At 69.0% G+C, this 16,545-nt stretch carries 12 protein-coding genes; 3 read left to right on the forward strand and 9 right to left on the reverse strand.

Annotated elements, in window-relative coordinates:
* Positions 1–152 precede the first annotated feature (152 nt).
* A complete protein-coding gene (locus QSK18_RS17965) occupies positions 153–731 on the forward strand; it encodes a pyridoxamine 5'-phosphate oxidase family protein (RefSeq protein WP_285620812.1) in 579 nt (192 codons plus the stop codon).
* A 301-nt stretch (positions 732–1,032) separates the two neighbouring features.
* The gene (locus QSK18_RS17970; protein WP_285620815.1) at positions 1,033–2,214 is read left to right on the forward strand and encodes a DUF4832 domain-containing protein; all 1,182 of its coding nucleotides are present in this window, start codon (positions 1,033–1,035) and stop codon (positions 2,212–2,214) included.
* Positions 2,215–2,257: 43 nt separating this feature from the next.
* On the opposite strand, the gene QSK18_RS17975 is transcribed toward QSK18_RS17970, so the two are convergent.
* Genes QSK18_RS17975 through QSK18_RS17995 form a run of 5 tightly spaced genes read right to left on the reverse strand, consistent with a single transcriptional unit; the run spans position 2,258 to position 10,028 of the window.
* The gene (locus QSK18_RS17975) at positions 2,258–2,413 is read right to left on the reverse strand and encodes a hypothetical protein (protein ID WP_232809864.1); all 156 of its coding nucleotides are present in this window, start codon (positions 2,411–2,413) and stop codon (positions 2,258–2,260) included.
* Between the two features lie 5 nt (positions 2,414–2,418).
* Complete coding sequence (locus QSK18_RS17980) at positions 2,419–3,327, reverse strand: aldose epimerase family protein (protein WP_232809863.1); 909 nt, start codon at positions 3,325–3,327, stop codon at positions 2,419–2,421.
* Entirely contained in the window at positions 3,324–5,567 is a 2,244-nt protein-coding gene (locus tag QSK18_RS17985) for a beta-galactosidase (protein WP_285620827.1), read from the reverse strand. Before QSK18_RS17985 ends, QSK18_RS17980 begins: the two co-directional genes overlap by 4 nt.
* The gene (locus QSK18_RS17990) at positions 5,560–6,789 is read right to left on the reverse strand and encodes a cellulase-like family protein (RefSeq protein WP_232809861.1); all 1,230 of its coding nucleotides are present in this window, start codon (positions 6,787–6,789) and stop codon (positions 5,560–5,562) included. The genes QSK18_RS17985 and QSK18_RS17990 overlap by 8 nt, the downstream gene beginning before the upstream one ends.
* Positions 6,786–10,028 carry a DUF5107 domain-containing protein gene (locus QSK18_RS17995; RefSeq protein ID WP_285620831.1) on the reverse strand — a complete coding sequence of 1,081 codons (3,243 nt, stop codon included), beginning with the start codon at positions 10,026–10,028 and terminating at the stop codon, positions 6,786–6,788. The genes QSK18_RS17990 and QSK18_RS17995 overlap by 4 nt, the downstream gene beginning before the upstream one ends.
* Before the next feature lie 84 nt (positions 10,029–10,112).
* Here QSK18_RS17995 and QSK18_RS18000 point away from each other — a divergent pair, with 84 nt between their 5' ends.
* The gene (locus tag QSK18_RS18000) at positions 10,113–10,979 is read left to right on the forward strand and encodes an AraC family transcriptional regulator (protein WP_285620834.1); all 867 of its coding nucleotides are present in this window, start codon (positions 10,113–10,115) and stop codon (positions 10,977–10,979) included.
* Here QSK18_RS18000 and QSK18_RS18005 read toward each other — a convergent pair.
* The 4 genes from QSK18_RS18005 to QSK18_RS18020 form a co-directional block, all read right to left on the reverse strand.
* Entirely contained in the window at positions 10,976–11,842 is an 867-nt protein-coding gene (locus QSK18_RS18005) for a carbohydrate ABC transporter permease (RefSeq protein WP_232809858.1), read from the reverse strand. The genes QSK18_RS18000 and QSK18_RS18005 overlap by 4 nt on opposite strands.
* Positions 11,839–12,789, reverse strand: coding sequence for a carbohydrate ABC transporter permease (locus QSK18_RS18010; RefSeq protein WP_285620837.1), 951 nt, complete (start codon positions 12,787–12,789; stop codon positions 11,839–11,841). The genes QSK18_RS18005 and QSK18_RS18010 overlap by 4 nt, the downstream gene beginning before the upstream one ends.
* Before the next feature lie 3 nt (positions 12,790–12,792).
* Positions 12,793–14,109 carry an ABC transporter substrate-binding protein gene (locus QSK18_RS18015; protein ID WP_232809856.1) on the reverse strand — a complete coding sequence of 439 codons (1,317 nt, stop codon included), beginning with the start codon at positions 14,107–14,109 and terminating at the stop codon, positions 12,793–12,795.
* Positions 14,110–14,397: 288 nt separating this feature from the next.
* Positions 14,398–16,050, reverse strand: coding sequence for a family 43 glycosylhydrolase (locus QSK18_RS18020; RefSeq protein ID WP_232809855.1), 1,653 nt, complete (start codon positions 16,048–16,050; stop codon positions 14,398–14,400).
* Between the last annotated feature and the right edge of the window lie 495 nt (positions 16,051–16,545).

The raw sequence follows: 16,545 nt of genomic DNA on the forward strand, positions 1-16,545 counted from the left end.
CCGCCCCGGCCGTGAGCCTGGTACGCGCGCCATCCGGAACCCGACAGAACAATCGCAAGCCAGCCCAACAGGGCGACAGTCAGTGGCGGGGTCAGAGCCCCGGAGACGCCCTTACATCATCATTGTCAGTGGGCGCCCGTACGGTGGCGGTCATGCTGGAGACCCCGGAAGAAGTCGCCGCCCTGCAGGCTCTCCTGGATGCGTCACACACATCCTCGAGCAGCCACCTGAAAGAGATCGTGAACGACGATCACACCCTGTCCGCGTCGGACCTGGTCGCTCTGCTCACCGGCATGAAGGTGCTGAGCGTGGCCACGGTCACCGCCCGCGCCGAACCCCGGATCAGCGCCCTGGACGGGCACTTCCTGCACGGCACCTGGACGTTCGGCACGGCCGGCACCGCCGCCAAGGCCGTACACCTGAGCAAGCGCCCAGCGGTCAGCGTGGCCCACGTCGACGGAGAGAGGCTGGCCGTGTTCAGCCACGGCCAGGCCGAGCAGCTGGAGCCTCACCACGATGCCTGGTCCGAGACCATCGAGCACTGGACGGCGCACTACGGCTCGTCGCCGCTGACCTGGGGCCCGGACATCCGGATGTACCGCCTGCGCCCGCAGTGGATGGTGGGCTATGCCGCCGACCGGGCCAGCCTGCTGGAACAACGAACCGGACCCTCAAGCTCGGACGTTACGGGATCATCGAGTGACGAAAGCGGTAGCGAGCAAGCGGTCTGAGCGGCAATCCGTGCCGGATCGACGGTTGGTTGAAGCGCCTGACCTGACTCGTCTCGCTCCTTGGTGACCATTCCGGGTTAGTGACCTACCTCGGCCACTCGCGACGGCAGCCGCACTCGCACTCGTCACCAGTTACACCACATCCGCCTCGGCAGCCCCGTCCGCGCGGGGACAGTGGCGCACCCTGCTGGCCGGCGCCGAACCCGAGTCCAACCCGCTGGAGGGCTTCATCCCCTTCAACGAGGCCTACGACAGCTCCTTCAGCCGCTTCCCGCACACGATGGAATGGTCCTACTTCCCCGTGAGCGCGGTGATGACCGGATCGAACACCTTCGACTGGAGCACCGTCGACAATGCGGTGAACCAGGCCGCGGCGCGCGGACACCAGACGGCCATGCGCTTCTACCTGGACTACCCCGGCCGGGCCACCGGCATCCCCCAGTTCCTGCTCCAGGGCGGCCTGAAGACCTACCCCTACACCGAATTCGACAACTCCACGAGCGTCATCCCCGACTACAACGACGCCAACCTGCTCTCGGCCATAGACCGCTTCATCGCCGCCCTGGGCGCCCGGTACGACGGCAAGGCACAGATCGGCTTCGTCCAGGCTGGCCTGACCGGCTTCTGGGGCGAGTGGCACACCTACCCCTACGACGGCACGACGAAACCGCAGAACTACATGCCCACGACGGCCAACCAGCGGCGCGTGCTCAACGCCTTCGTCTCGGCCTTCAAGACCACCGAACTGGAAGTGCGCAACCCCGACCCGGTCAACGCCGACCTCCCGATCGGCTACCACGACGACTCCTTCGCCCTGGAGACCAAACCCGTCGCGGCCGGCTGGCACTTCATGAACAAGATCAACGACAACGGCCTGCAGAACAAGTGGAAGACCCAGTCCATCGGCGGCGAACTGCGGCCCGAACTCCAGTCCTGCATCTTCAGTCCCGCCGGCTGCCCGGTCATCGAACCGGACGGCGACAACGACTTCCCCGGCAGCGTCCAGCAGACCCACATCAGCTGGATGATGAACCACTACGCGTTCCAGACCGGCTACTCCACCGCCGACCGGGCCAGGGCCCTGGCCGGGGCGAAGTCCCTGGGCTACTCGTTCCGGGCCACCCGCGCCTACCTGCCCACCTCGGCCACCGCCGGTAGCTCCATCACCGTCGGCGCCAGCGTGCAGAACATCGGCATCGCGCCCTTCTACTACCCCTGGGCGGCCCGCGTGGCCCTGGTCGACAGCAGCGGGAACCTCAAGGCCAACACCGCCGTGGGCTGGAAGATCAGCGATGTCGCCAGCGGCGCCAGCAAAGACTTCACCAGCTCGCTCAGCCTGACGGGAGTCGCCAAGGGCTCCTACCGCGTCGTCCTGCAGGTCCCCAACGCCCTCAGCAACGGGGCGCCCATCCGCTTCGCCAACGCGGGCCAGGACACGGCCAAGAACGGATGGCTGACCCTGGGCTCACTCACGGTGAACTGAGCCCCCGGCGGGGTGTCGGCACTGGCCGGCGCCCCGCCGTGGCTCATTGGTTGCGGCCATCCATCAGGCGTGGGACTTCGTTGAACGCCATCACGCCGACGCCCTCGTGCTCCATGTCTGCAAAGACATCGGTGGTGCTGGCCCACTCGCCGGAGTGGCCCTGCTCGGCGGGGCCGTCCAGATCGGTGCAGATGTTCACCTTCGTCAGTCCGACTCCGGCCGCCCCAGCCAGTGATTCAAGTGCAGGGACCAGCCCGCCGACCAGCTGTGCCCGGGCTCGACCCACGCCAGGTCGCGGCCCGAGCGAAGTGCGTCGGGCGGTGCGGTCATGGGCTCGACGGCCACCGCCGTCACGGTGTCCATGCCGCGCGGGAAGTTGGGGCACGTGTAGATCTGGACCCAGCCGAACCGGGAGTCGGTGCGTAGTTCCACCTGCCGGCCGTCAGGAGCTTTCAGGCGATGGCTGGCGCCGGGGGTGAGCCCGCCGTAGCAGTGATTGAGCCGTGCCCCGGCCAGCGGCATGCCCGCCGGGCTCTCTGGCGTGCCGGACACCGGATGCTGACCCACGGGGATCAGTTGTTCGTCCAGATCGAGGACGAAGCCGGCCCGGACGTCCAGCATCAGCTCCGCCGTCGGGACGTCACCGATGCGCAGGTAGGGGTGGAAGCCCAGGCCCAAGGGAGCCGTTTCCAGGCTGTGATTCTCGACGCAGGCCTGCACCAGCACCCCGTCCGCCAGCACCTCGTACGTCAGCGTGAGGGTGAGGTCGAACGGATAGCCCTGGCTGGCAACGACGTCCGTGCTCAGGCACACGCCCTGCGGTTCCTGGCCGGCGACCCGGAACACGTTCTCGCAGACCAGCCCATGGTTGGCGTTGTTCAGCCCCGGCTCGGACACCTCCAACTGCCGTTCGACGCCCCGGTGGGTCCACCGGCCGTCGCGGACCCGGTTCGGCCAGGGGAACAGGACCGCACCCGCTGCATGGGGCGGAGGACCCTGGTCGTAGCCCTCCACGATGTCGCACCCGTCCACCGAAAGCGCCTGCAGGCCGCCGCCGACGAGGTCGACGGCAGCCCGGACGCGTCCGTCCGCCGAAGCGAGCCCGATGCTCACCCCAGCTCACTGAGGGATGCCGACCAGGTCGTGAGCCGGGACAAGGTCACCGCGTCCAGCGCGGCCAGCGGCTCGATCTCAGCCCGGCGGCGATCCAGCGCCGCGACATCGAGCCAGACGTCGGCCTCCGGGTGCAGGGCCAGGATACGCAGCGAGACTTGCGCGCCCGAGGCTCCGGGAACCGTGTCCAGGTCCACGGTCCAGGGGGTGCCATCCCAGAAGCGGTCGGCCACCACTTCGTCGTCGACGCACAACTGGGCCACGTCGCCCGCCCACTCAATCTCCAGAAGGCGCCGCGTTCCCGCTACGGGCTCACCGACGTCTTCAAGCTCGAAAACGCCCGCTTGCTGCGCAATGGACTCAGGGGACGGTGCGGAGGCGCGGCCGCCGAACGAACCGTAGGAAGCCAGCGGCGGCCCGAACTCCCGGGTCTGGCTCACCTGGACCGCACGGGCGCGTTCTGCCTCAGCCAGGGCGCTCAGAGCGGGCACCCGACGGCCGTCGGCCCTCAAAATCTCCAGCCGTGGTGCGCGGTCCGCCTCGACGAAAATGCGCCCGCCGTCGCACCATACGGGGTGCTCGCTGAGCACGACGAGACGATCGTCGAGGACCCAGACGCGGTCGGCGTCCGCGGCCGCGATGACGATGACCGTGGCAGAACGGTCTTGGGCCGTCAGGCGCAGGACGTCCCCCTCGGCGCTCTGCTCGGCGTCGGCGTCGACGACCACGTCGATCCCGGCCTCTGCCACCAGGACCAGCGTGCCGTCGGTCAGGGCGGTCAGCGCCGATGCGGTCGCCGAGCGCAGCTGGATTCCGTTGAGCGACAGACCGATGGGCCAGCGGGCGATCGTTGCGGGCGGTACGTCGAAGGGCCCCAGATTGATGACGTTTTCCGCCAGTTCGGCGCTCAGGTGGACGTTGCGGCGGGTCGGGAGAGGGACGTGCGGCTGGTGCCAGTTGATGAAGACGAAGCCCGAACGGCCGTCCGAGCGCAGCGCCCAGCGCAGGGTCTGAACGTCACCCAGCCCGTGCGGTTGCTGCTCGGGCAGCACCGAGGGCATGTCGGCCAGGTCGCTGCCGAAGGCCTGCAGGAAAGCGTGCTGGCGGCGTAGCGCCGCATGCGCGCGAGAAGGCAGGCCGGCCGCGCCGATCGCGGCGTGGAAGTCGTAGTCGCTGACGGGCAGGTCGTTCGGGTAGCCGGTGGCGTGCGACTCCTGAACCGGGCCGATCCCGGCCGGATTCAGGCCACCGGCGTACATGTAGTAGCCCTGCCACATCGACCCGCTGCCGAGCTTGGCGTTGGCGACGGCCGCGATGTCCTCCGCTGCCGGAACGATCCGCCGGTGGTAGGTGCTGGCCATCCCGCCGCCCAGTTCGCACGTAGCGGGCGGGAAACCGGAGACGCCCGGTTCGGAGGCGGTGGACGTCTGCTCCAGCGCCTGCAGGTCACGCACGTCCGCCCCGACGCCCGGGTCGTCCCACTCGTGCGAGAAAAAGAAGTGGGCGCGGAAGTTCGGCGCCCAGCCGTCGGCCGCGTCCACCCAGAACCCGTCGCCGTACCCGGCCCACAACGGGAACACCTCGTGCGCGGGCAGATCCGCGCCGCCCCAGGCGGTCGCCGTCCAGATCGGGGCGCTCAGCCCCGCCTCGCGGGCCAGGCGCTTGAGGGTGAGCAGGTGACCGGGTTCGGTGTACAGCTCGTTCTCCAGCTGCAGGCCGATGACCGGGCTGTCGGGCCCGCACAGCCCGGCGAGCTCCTTGCCCAGCCGCTGGAACCAGGCGCTCACCAGCTCCAGGTACCCCGGGTCGTCCGTGCGGTGGCGGACCGGCGCCTGCTGCACCCAGTCGGGGAAGCCGCCGTTGCGCGTCTCACCGTGCACCCAGGGCCCGAGCCGCAGCACCACGTGCAGGTCCAGTTCCGCGCACAACCGCACGAACTCGGCCACGTCCAGGTCGCCGTCGAAACGGGCCTGGCCCTGCACCGGCTCGTGGTGGATCCAGATCAGGTACGTGGAGACGACGTCGATCCCGCCCGAGCGCATCAGCAGAAGACGCTCACGCCAGCGTTCGCGGGGCACCCGCGAGTAGTGGATCTCCCCCGAGACCGGGATCCACGGGCGTCCGTCCCTGAGCAGGTGCCGGGAGGTCAGGCCCACCCGGTGGTGCGCACCCGCGTCCCCCATCGGCAGCCGTCCGGCCGGCTCCTCCCAGTCGCGGAAGCGGATGCTCAGTTCAGGCACTGCGGAACTCCTCGTTGATCTCGATCTGCCATGCGGCGTCCTGCCACATCGGATGGTGCGGGGCCGCGTTCGAGCAGGCGAGCACGCCCCACAGCCCCTGCTCGGCCGCGGTGCGCACACCGTGCTCGGCCAGTGCCTTGCCGATCGGGCCCTCCTCGAAGGTGCCCTCCAGCGGGGTGTAGCCGATCCACCCCTCCCCGACCAGCACCGGGACATCCTTCCAGCGCCCCCAGGCGGCGATCGCCGTCACCCGGGAGGCGATCTCGCGGCGCATCACCTCGTGGAAGCGGCCGTAGTTCTGATAGAGCCAGGCGTCCCAGCGCACCGCGTCGATGGTGTCGTAGCCGTAGAGCATCTGGTCGGTGACCACCGTCGCCTCCAGCTTCCAGGCGGCCGGGCGGCCGTACTGCTGGAAACTCGGGCTGGCGGGCCGCTGCAGCGCGCGCAGAGCCGCGTTCGGGTACGCGTCGGTGCCGGTGGCCCGGATGTCGATCTGCTCCTGCAGCGCATCCAGCACACCGTAGGAGTAGACGTGGAACTGCCCGGCGCCCAGCCCGTCCGGCACGGTGTGCATCGCCAGGTGCGGCGGCTTGCCCCAGCTGACGGTGACCAGCTGCGCCGGATGCTCCTGCTGCAGGTGCGCCACCGCGCGGGTGATGCTGTCCCGCTCGTTCGGCACGTGGGAGAAGTCGACCTCGTTGTGCAGTTCCACCAGGGCGACGACCTGCTCCAGACCTGCCTCACGGATCGCGTTCAGCATCCGGCCCAGGGCCGCGGCCAGCTCGTCCAGGCGCTGGCGGTGCGGGATCGCCTGCAGCGCCCGGTGCCAGCGGGGGTCGCCGGCGAAGGCGGGTGACTGCTGGTACTCCCAGCTGGAAAGGATCACGCTCACCCCCCGGCGCCGGCACTTCTCCAGAAGCTCGAAGAACCGGGCCCTCAGCGGCGTCTGGTAGCCGCCGGGAACGGCGTACCAGCGAGTGCGCTGCCCGTAGTGGCCACCCATCCCCTCGATGGGCAGGCTCTCGGCCAGGTCGTCCAGTCCGAGCTCGCCGAACAGGAGCATGGGGGCAGCGCAGATCCGCACCGTGTTGTACCCCCGGGCCACCGTCTGCTCCAGGGCCACGTCCAGGTCCTCGTACGGCTCGCCGGGACCGGCCAGGGTGTACCAGGAGAAGTCCCACAGGCAGATCGTCAGTTTCGGCGGCAGGTGCTCGGGGATCACGGGCTGACCGCCTCCTGGGTGAGGGTCCTGCCCCGGCTCGCCGCCTCCCGCAACGCGCTCACCTGGCGCTGGCGCCCGGGCACGTCGTCCACGTCGAACAGCAGCAGCTCCGGCAGCGACGTGGCGAAGTAGTCCGGCTCGGCCGCGGCTGCCTCCAGGTCGGCGGCCGTGGCCTCCAGCGCCGACCAGACCTGCCCGGCCAGGTCGGCGCGACCCAGCCGGCAGTGCGCCACGCCGATCCAGTAGTCGTCCTCCCGGGCCGGGCGCGGGGCCACCGCCAGTGCTCCCCCGGCCTCGGCGGCGGCCTGCCAGCGCTCTCGCGCCAGGGCGTCGTGTCCGGCCGCCTGGTGCGCGTCTCCGGCCACCACCAGACGCTGGGCCAGTGGATGGGCCGGGTGGCGTCCCTCCCCCAGGTTCTCGGGCAGCTCCTGGTCGAGCAGGGCGGCTGCATCGGCCGGGTCCAGCGTGGCCGCCAGCGCTAGGCAGGCCCGGTCGTACGCCGCGATCACCTGTCCCTCGCCGCCCTCGAAAGGCTGGAAGGTGCGGGTGGTGAGGATCTGCCAGGCCTCCTGCACCCGGTTCTCCTCCAGGAGCAGACCGATGTAGGCAATGGCCAGGTCGTCGCGGGCGAACAGGTCCGCGCCGCTTTCCTGCAGCACCTGCAGGCGCCGACCGCTGGGGACCTGGCGCAGACGGGCCAGCTGGTCGCGCTCGTAGACCAGCTGCGGGAGCGGGCCGGCCTCGGCCAGCGCCCGGGCCAGGTAGTGCTCGGCCTGCTCCAGGTCGCCGTGGACGTTGGCCACGGCCACGGCGGCGTTGCGCAGGACCACCACGTCGGTGGACCCGTGCTGGACGGCCTGCTCCAGTACGGGCACGGCGTCCTCGCCGCGGCGGGCCCCCAGGAGCCACGTGCCCAGAAGTCCCAGGGCGACCGCGTCGCCGGGAACGCTCGCCTGCAGGACGTCCAGGTCGTCCAGGCCGGCCGGGAAGGCCAGGGACCGGTCGGCCTGGGCGGCCGCCCGGCGGGCTCCGGCTGCCTGCTCCGGCTGGGCCAGCCGCTCGAACAGGATGGCCCGCAGATAGTGGGCCACCGGCACCGGGTTGCCGAAGGGCCCCGGGCCGCTCGCGGCGGCGCGGGTGGCCCAGTGCAGGGCCCGCTCGTCCTCCCCCAGCCGGGCCAGGTCCTGCGCCACGGTCAGGTAGGTGCGCGGATCGGCCACGTCCAGTGTTGCGTCCAGAGCAGCCAGGAACGGGTCCAGCGGGTCGGCGCGCCTGGCCTCGGCCAGTAGCTCGTCGGCCTGCCCGGGAGCACCGGCGCGGTGCCGGCACAGCACCGTCAGGGCCTGGGCCATGGGGTTGCGCGGGTCGCTGTCTCGCGCCGCGTCGGCATGGGCCGCCGCAGCCTCGACGTTGCCCGAGCGGAGCATCACGCGGGCGGCGCCGAGGTGCCCGGGCAGGGTGTAGGCGCCGTCCCAGGCCGATTTGGCGAAGGCCTGGGCGGCCTCGTCATGGCGTCCGAGGCGTTCCAGGACGAGCCCGCGAAGGTAGGGCAGTTGCCCGGTGGCCGGGTTCAGATTGCGCCGCAGGATCCGCCCGGCGGCGGCATCGACGTGGATCAGCGCCTGGGCGTACCGGCCCTGCCGGTAGTCCATCTCGGCCAGGGCGAGGTGGGCGCGCGAGTCCTCCGGGTCCAGTTCCAGCGCACGGTTCAGGTAAGGACGCGCGGCCCGTGTGGGGTGCCGGTACTGCACCAGGTGCTGGGCGGTCAGCAGCAGTTCGTCGATCGAGTCCAGCTGCGCGGCCGGCGCCGGAGCGGTGGCCGACCACGGTTGCGGGGCCTCGGGGTGGGCCTGCCAGGCCACGACCTGCCGCTCTCCGCTCAGCAGACGCACGACGAGCTCGTCCCGGTGGCGGCAGTCGGAGACACTCAGCTGACCCACGTAGGGCGAACCCGGCTCCAGGACCACGTCCAGGTGCTCGAGCACCTGCCCCGCGTGCGAGACCTCCACGCGCCCCTCGATCCGGTGGGCCGCCGCAATCCCCAGCCGCACCCGTCCTTCATCGACCTCGACACTGATCGCCGCCTCGGCGGTGGCCTGATGGACCACGCCGACGTCCTGGATCGGGTACCAGAACTGGCTGAACTGGCGGGTCTCGCCCGGCGCGAGATAGCTGAAGTCGGGCTGGTTGTCGGTGAAGACGCCCGCCATGAGCTCCACGTAGGGGCCGTCGCCGTCGGTCAGCTGACGGTCCCAGGCGTGCCCGATCGGGCCGTTGCCCCACGTCCACTGCTTCTTGCCCGGCGAGATGTCCCGGTCGGCCCAGTGCACGAAACCGGCGCCGGCGCGATGGTCGTAGCCCCCGAAGAACGCGTCCTGGGTGTCGGTGATCATGTACGAGGTGGGCACGGGAATGTTGCTGTAGCGGTCGATCTCGTCCGCGCCCTCGTTCTGGCGGGCCAGTTCGGGGTAGTCGACCCCGTAGTAGGGACGATCGGCGCGGGGGAAGGCGGTGATCGCCCGGCGGGCGTGGTCGGCGACGAAGCGGACGTCGGTGGGGAAGAACGACTGGTAGTCCTCGTGCACGGCCGCGGCCACGTTCGCCCACCACAGGAAGGTCTGCGGCTGGTCGGTGCGGTTCAGCAGGCGCACCACCACCTCGATGGTGGAAGCGTCCGGGCGCAGGCGGATCCCGTGGGTCGCGCGCATCCGCTGCAGGGGGTCCAGGTCGCTGTGCCAGACGATGACGCTGCCGTCGTCCTGGTGCTCGACGCTGGTCTCGACCGGCAGGTAGGTGCCGGGACGATGGTGCTGCGGCCAGTTGAACTCCACACCCCCGGAGATCCAGGGGCCGGCCAGGCCGACCAGAGCAGGCTTGATCACGTTGTTGCGGTAGAAGAAGTCGTAGTCTCGGGTCTTGTCGTAGCCGATGTGGATGCGCCCGCCCAGCTCGGGCAGCAGCATCAGCCGCACCCAGCGGTTCTCCAGGTGCACCGCCCGCCACGCCCGGGGATGCGGCTGCGGGTCGATGCGGCTGGTGAAGGGCAGCGGGTACACACCGCCGTCCGAGCCCTGGTACACCCGGCGGTCGAAGAACATCGGGAACGCGTCCGGCTCGCCCGGCTCGTAGGTCTGGATCTCCACGTCCTGCTGCCAGCAGGCCACCCCACCGGCGGCGAGCGTGTCCTGCTGCGCCGGTGGGGCCGCGGGAAGGGTGATGCGAGAAGGTCGGCCGGTCATACCGACACGCTAGGCACTTGCGCCCCTGCCGGATATGGTTCCAGCAACGGTCTACATGGACGATACGACGGCGAGGTTGGGCACATGGTGGCGCGGCGCGACGGTTTCGAGAATCAGCGCCTGTGCGTGGTACCGCGCCCCTTGGTGGAGGCCGCCCTGCGCAGCCCGCTCACCCGGCGCCTGGTGGTCACCGACGCCGGGTACTTCCCAAAAGCGAAGGATCACCTGCGGAATCGTCCCGACGGGACGCCCGAGATGATCCTGATGTTGTGTATCCAAGGTGCGGGCTGGGTGAGCGCCGGCGATCAGCGGATCGACGTCACCCCGTCCACCTGCGTTGTCATCCCCACCCACATGGCCCACGAGTACGGCTCGTCAGAACGCCATCCATGGACGATTTGGTGGTGCCACTTGCGTGGGTCGGAGGTGCGCGAGGTCCCCGAGTTACTGGATGCCCAGGGGGCGGTGGCGAAGATCGTGCTGCGCTCCCTGGACCGCGCCACCGCCCTGCTGGACGAGATCGTCTCCATCCTGGAGCGCGGCCAGACGCCCAGCCACCTGACCGCGGCCAGCGGTGTGGCCTGGCACCTGCTGACGCAGCTCATCGTTGACCGGGCCCTGCCCGAGAACGGCACACCTCTGCAGCGGGCGATCCGTTATCTCGAGGAGCGCACCGACTCCACGATCGCCGTGCCGGAACTGGCCGCTCTGGTGGGTCTTTCCTCCTCCCACCTGAGCGCCCTGTTCCGGCAGGCGACCGGCGGCGGGGTCACCGCCTACCACCTGAGCCTGCGGATGGCCCGGGCCCGGGCCCTGCTGGACACCACGACCATGCCGATCGGCGAGGTGGCCCGGGCCGTGGGCTACCACGATCCCCTGTACTTCTCCCGGCAGTTCCACAAGCTGCACGGCGAGACCCCGACCAGTTACCGGGCCCTGCACAAGGGCTAGGACTTCACGCTTCCCGCGGTCAGCCCCGCCCGCCAGAACCGCTGCAGCGAGAGGAAGGCCACCACCAGCGGGATCACCGACAGCAGCGAACCGGTGATGACGATGTTGTAGTTGGCCTCGCGGGTCTGGGTGTACCAGTTGTAGATGCCCAGGGTGACCGGGTACAGGTTCTGGTCGCTCAGCATGATCAACGGCAGGAAGAAGTTGTTCCAGATCGACACGAAGGTGAACAGGAACACCGTCACCAGCGCGGGCGACATCAGCCGCAGGGCGATGCTGAAGAAGATCCGGATCTCCCCCGCACCGTCGATCCGGGCCGCCTCGATCAGCTCGTCCGGCACCGCCGCAGCGGCGTAGACGCGTCCCAGATACACCGCGAACGGGTTCACCACGGCCGGGATCATCACGGCCCAGATGCTGTTGACCAGTCCCAGACGGGAGAACAGCAGGTACAGCGGCACCGTCAGCAGCGCACTGGGGATCAGCACCCCGGCCAGGATCCCGCCGAACAGCACGCCGCGCCCGCGAAAGTCGTACTTGGCGATGGCGTAACCGCAGGCCACCCCGAGCAGCGTCGCCAGGGCCCCGCCGATCCCGGCGTACAGCAGGGAGTTGCCCAGCCAGCGCACGAACAGGCCGTCCTGGCGGGTCAGCACGTCGCTGACGTTGTCGCTCAGGCTCTGGCCGGAGAACCAGAAACCGTTGGAGCTGAACAGCGAGGTGTTGTCCTTGGTGGCCGAGACCAGCAGCCACCAGACCGGGATCAGGAAGTAGACCGCGGCCAGGGTGAGCACGCCCATCGTCAGCCAGGCGTTCTTCCGGCTGACCTGGAGCTCTTGGTGACGGTCGGTGGCGGCGGTCATTCCGCCCTCCTCATGGCGACGCGGTAGTAGACGAGAGACAGCAGGCCGGCGACCAGCGCCAGCAGCACCGAGACGGCCGCCGCGTAGCCGTAGTCGTTCTTCACGAAGGCCGAGCCCATGGCCAGCATGGTCGGGGTGTAGCTGCTGTTGACCGAGTCGGCGATCACGCGCATCACCTGCGGCTCGTTGAACAGCTGGATGGTGCCGATGATCGAGTTGACGCCGGTCAGCACCAGGGCGGGGCGGATCTGCGGGGTCTTGACCGAGCGGGCGATACGCACCTCGGAGGCGCCGTCGATCCGGGCCGCCTCCAGCTGGTCACGCGGGATCGCCTGCAGGGCCGAGAGCAGGATCAGCATGTTGTAGCCGGTGAACACCCAGGTGGTGATGTTGGCCATCGACCACAGCACCACGCTGGGCGCCAGGAAGTCGAGGTTCACACCGAGCCAGTTGCCGGCGTCCACCAAGGGACTCAGCGAGGGCGAGTACAGGTAGGACCACAGCACCGCCGCGATCACACCGGGGATGGCGTAGGGCAGGAAGTAGATCACCCGGTACACGCTGACCCAGCGGTTGGCCAGCGAGTCCAGCAGCAGGGCCAGCCCCAGCGCAACGCCCAGCATCAGCGGGACCTGAACCACGCCGAACAGCAGGATCCGGCCCAGCGCACCCCAGAACTCGCCGCTGTTCAGGGCTTTGCTGTAGTTGTCGAAGCCGACGAAGACCGTCTCGGGTGCCTCGAAGCCGAGCGCGCTCGTCTTCAGGGAGAAGAAACTCTGCCCGGTCGCGTAGATCACCGGCGCCACGTAGACGAACAGGAACAGAAGGACGAAGGGCAGCGTCAGCGCCAGGATGGCGCCCCGGAACTGACGTGGCCCCCGCCGTCGGGCGGTGCGCGGGCTCTGGCCCCCGCGCACCGCCCTCGGGCGAGCAGTGGTTGCGGTCATGGATCAGTTGCCCGCGACCGTGATGCCGCGTTCGCTCATCGTGGCCACCGTGGACTCCTGCAGTGAGGTCATCACCTCGGGCAGCGTGCTCTTCTTGGTCGCGACCGAGGCCAGACCGTCGATGAGCTCGGTGTCGGTGGAGGAGTACGTCGGGCCCCAGGCCCACTGGGTGTTCACCTTCTGCGCGGCGTCGGCGAAGACGGTGGAGATGTTCTGGCCGCCGAAGAACTCGGGCTCCTGGTTGACCACGTCGTACTGCAGCGCCGCCTCGGCGGCCGGGAACAGGCCGCCCCCGTCGGAGGCCGCCAGGACGTTCATGCTGTCCTCGCTGCTGTTCAGCCAGTTGGCGAACTTGACCGCCTGCTCGGGGAACTTGCAGCCCTTGAGCACGGCCACGGCCGAACCACCGGAGTTGGCGGTGGTGTCCGAGCCGGCCACCGTGGGCATCGGGGCGACGGCCCACTTGCCGGAGGTGTCACCGACGTTCTGCTCGATCAGGGCCGAGTTCCAGGCGGCGCCGATCATCGACAGGTACTTGCCGTCGGCCAGCTGGCTGTAGAAGCCCGGGTCCCAGCGCTTGGTCGGGCTGATGTCGCCGGAGTCCAGCAGGCCCTGCCAGTAGGCGGCGGACGCCTGGCTGGCCTCGTCGTCGATCCCGACCTTCCAGCCGCCGTCCTGGATCGAGAACCAGGAGGCGCCGCGCTGCCAGGCGTAGGCGGCCACGGTGCTGGAGTCGTCGGTGGCCAGGTAGGTCAGGTAGGCGTCCGGGTCGGCCTCGCGGACCTTCTTGGCCGCGGCGGCGAACTCGTCCCAGGTGGTGGGGACCTCGATGTCGTACTTCTCGAACAGGTCCTTGCGGTAGAACAGGCCCATCGGGCCGGTGTCCTGCGGGATCGCGTAGGTCTTGCCGCCCGGGCTGACCTGGGACCAGGTCCAGTCCAGGTAGGAGTCCTTGATGTCACCGGTGTACGCGGTGACGTCCATCAGCATGCCGTCGGCCACGAAGCTGGGCACCTGGTCGTAGGTCAGCTGCGCCAGGCAGCCGGCGTTGCCCGCCTGCACCGACGAGCGGATCTTCGGGTAGGCCTCCTGGCCGTTGGCGACCGGCGTGTAGGTCACCTTCTCGTCCGGGTTGGCCTCGTTCCAGAGGGCGACCGCCTCCTCGGCCTTGGGCACCCAGCCCATGTAGCCCAGGTCCACCGGACCCGAGGGCGTCCCACTGTCACCGCTGTCACCACTGTCACCGCCGCCACAGGCGGCCAGCGCGATCATCACAACACCGGCTGCGGCCACGGTGCGTAGTGACTTCAGACCGTTCACGGATCTGTCTCCCTTACGTCGTTGTAGGGCCCCCGCCTCCCTGCCTGGAGCCGACGCTAGTGGCCGGACCAGCCTTCGGTTTATAGGAAATTGCCGGGCCGACATGGAGGATCTGATGATCTCGGGAAGGGCCATCGCACAGGCCCAGGCCGGTCGGTTGTCCCGGCGAGCTCGATGTGGGTCCTGATTAAGGACAAAACTACGGCTGTCCCGGCCACGAACAGCAGGACCGCCCGGGGCGTGAAGCCCCGGGCGGTCCGGTTCATACCTTCGCCAGCCAGGAGCCCGTCAGGAGCGGGTCAGCGAGAGCCCATCGACGGCGAGCGTCCCTCCTGCGGACGAACTGCCTTCCACCGACACCGTGACCACGCCGGCGGGCAGCTTGACCTTGGTCTTGCTCACCGCAGACCAGGCCGACCCCACGCCGCCGAGATCCAGCGACGTCACCCGACCACGGGCGTCCTTCATCGTGATCTTGGCCGACTGCAGCCCCGGCGTCGTCCTGGCCAGCAGGGAGAGCGTGTACGTGCCGGCAGGCACCTCGTTCTGCTGTGAGATCGAGCCGGCGAAGCCCGCCGGGTTCCCCAGAGCGGCAGCGAAACGGCTGCTGTTGGCCCCCGGGGTGGGGTTGGAGACGAAGTCGGTGGACGGGGACCCCTCCGCGACCGTCGTCGTCCAGCCCGTCACCTGTTTGACCGCGACCCGGTCGGCCGCGAACTCAGGGTTCAGGATGTAGTTGTTGCCCTTACCCACGCTCCACTTCCCGCTCTTGGCATCCAGTTTCCACGAGCTGAGGGAGTGGAACACCGGGTCGCCACCGTCGAAGCTCAGCGGCATCCACTGGTTGTACCCGATGCCGTTCCAGGCGAAGTCGGCCCAGCGGTCTCCCGCGAAAACGACCGTGCTCTGCTTCTTTCCATGCACCGTGAAGAAGAACCCGGTCTGGGTGACGTGGCTGTAGTCCTTCTCGGTGCCCTTCATCACGAACTCCTGGCCGTAGGAGCCCTGAATGTCGGCGCTGTCGGACTTGATGACGTGGGTGACCGAGGTGTTCCAGCCATGCAGGTCCGAACTGGCGATGTAGTAGCGGCCGTTGGCCTTGAACATCGCGTTGCCCTCGCGCCCGGCGGGGTTGACCGCGACCCGGACCGCCGGTTCCACGATCGGCGAGTCGGAGGGGTCGATCCGGGCGACATAGGTGTTGGCCCGGCCGCTCTGGTTGCTGAAGACCAGGTAGTCCTGGCCGTCGTCGTCGGTGAAGACCGTCTGGTCGCCGGTGCCCTGATAGAGGACGCCCGGGATCTGCGTCTGCACGTTGGCGTAGGTGAAGTCGCCGGCGGGAGTGTCGCTCTCCAGGAACAGGACGCTGTGGTTGGTCTTGACGTTCTTGTCGAAGCCGGTCTCCATCTGGGTGACCAGCACGTACTTCCCGGTCTGCTCGTTACGCACCACCCCCATCCGTCCGACCCAGCTGGCGTCGGCCAGTGACGTCATCCGGGAGAAGGCATCACCGATGACATCTTTGGACGTCGGTATGTCCAGGGCCGTGGCCCGGGTCGCCACGCGGTTGCGGAACGTCCAGTTGACCGCATCCTTGGAGGAGTAGACGTCGATCGATTCAAAGGTTGCCGTGGAATAAGCCTTTGAGGGAGACGCAGCGTACGGTTCGGCCTCCTGGTAGTGAACGCCGTACCAGTAGTAGGTGTCGCCGAACCTGAACACTCCCCCGCCCTGCGAGGCGATCAGGTTGCCGGAGGTGTCCTTCCAGAACGAGTCATTCGTGATCTCCTGGGACTTCCCCGCAGCCTTCACCGGGCCGGCCGGGTGAGCCAGGTCAGCCGGGGCGGCCACCGATGGGCTGATCCCCGCGAGCCCCACGAGAAGGCCCGCGGCGACGGCCGCGAGGGCTCCGCGCCGCAGGACAGAGGTGACGCCGAACATGCAGATCCTCCTAGCCACCGGACTCCGTCATCCAGTGTTCACGCAGGACCCTAGGACTCATGTTTCTGCGGCCGAATGGACTCAGCAATGGACTATCTGGACAATCCGCTGCTCCCGGCGCGTTCGCCTGTGCGGGTAGTCCGCTTCTACGCCGCTCTGCGCGAGCTGCCAGATCCGGTGGCAGCGCCTGCTGATGCCGCACTGATGAACGCGGTGTGGGATCTGGGCACACGGGCCGCGTGCAAGCCTTTGTGCACTATGTGCCTGGTAGTGGCCGCCGACTCTACCGCCAACAGCGCACCTGTGGGACGGTTCTCAGTTACAAGTGACCCGAACCTAACTGCAACCAATGGATGTTTGCTGCTGGCAAACGTCCTGAGTTCCACTCGCGGACAGCCAACCTGAGAAGTGGGTCCCGGAACACCCGGAACCCCCTTCTTCCGTTTCGGCGCACGCAACGGGCGTATCCCTCAGCAGACAGCCAGGAAGACGACG

Source organism: Kineosporia sp. NBRC 101677, from assembly GCF_030269265.1.
GTDB lineage: Bacteria > Actinomycetota > Actinomycetes > Actinomycetales > Kineosporiaceae > Kineosporia > Kineosporia rhizophila.

Bases quoted from the DNA above. Each gene is read 5' to 3' on its own strand.
- QSK18_RS18000 (WP_285620834.1), top strand. From the start codon at position 10,113: ATGGTGGCGCGGCGCGACGGTTTCGAGAATCAGCGCCTGTGCGTGGTA.
- QSK18_RS17965 (WP_285620812.1), top strand. From the start codon at position 153: ATGCTGGAGACCCCGGAAGAAGTCGCCGCCCTGCAGGCTCTCCTGGAT.
- QSK18_RS18010 (WP_285620837.1), bottom strand. From the start codon at position 12,789: ATGACCGCAACCACTGCTCGCCCGAGGGCGGTGCGCGGGGGCCAGAGC.
- QSK18_RS17995 (WP_285620831.1), bottom strand. From the start codon at position 10,028: ATGACCGGCCGACCTTCTCGCATCACCCTTCCCGCGGCCCCACCGGCG.
- QSK18_RS18005 (WP_232809858.1), bottom strand. From the start codon at position 11,842: ATGACCGCCGCCACCGACCGTCACCAAGAGCTCCAGGTCAGCCGGAAG.
- QSK18_RS18020 (WP_232809855.1), bottom strand. From the start codon at position 16,050: ATGTTCGGCGTCACCTCTGTCCTGCGGCGCGGAGCCCTCGCGGCCGTC.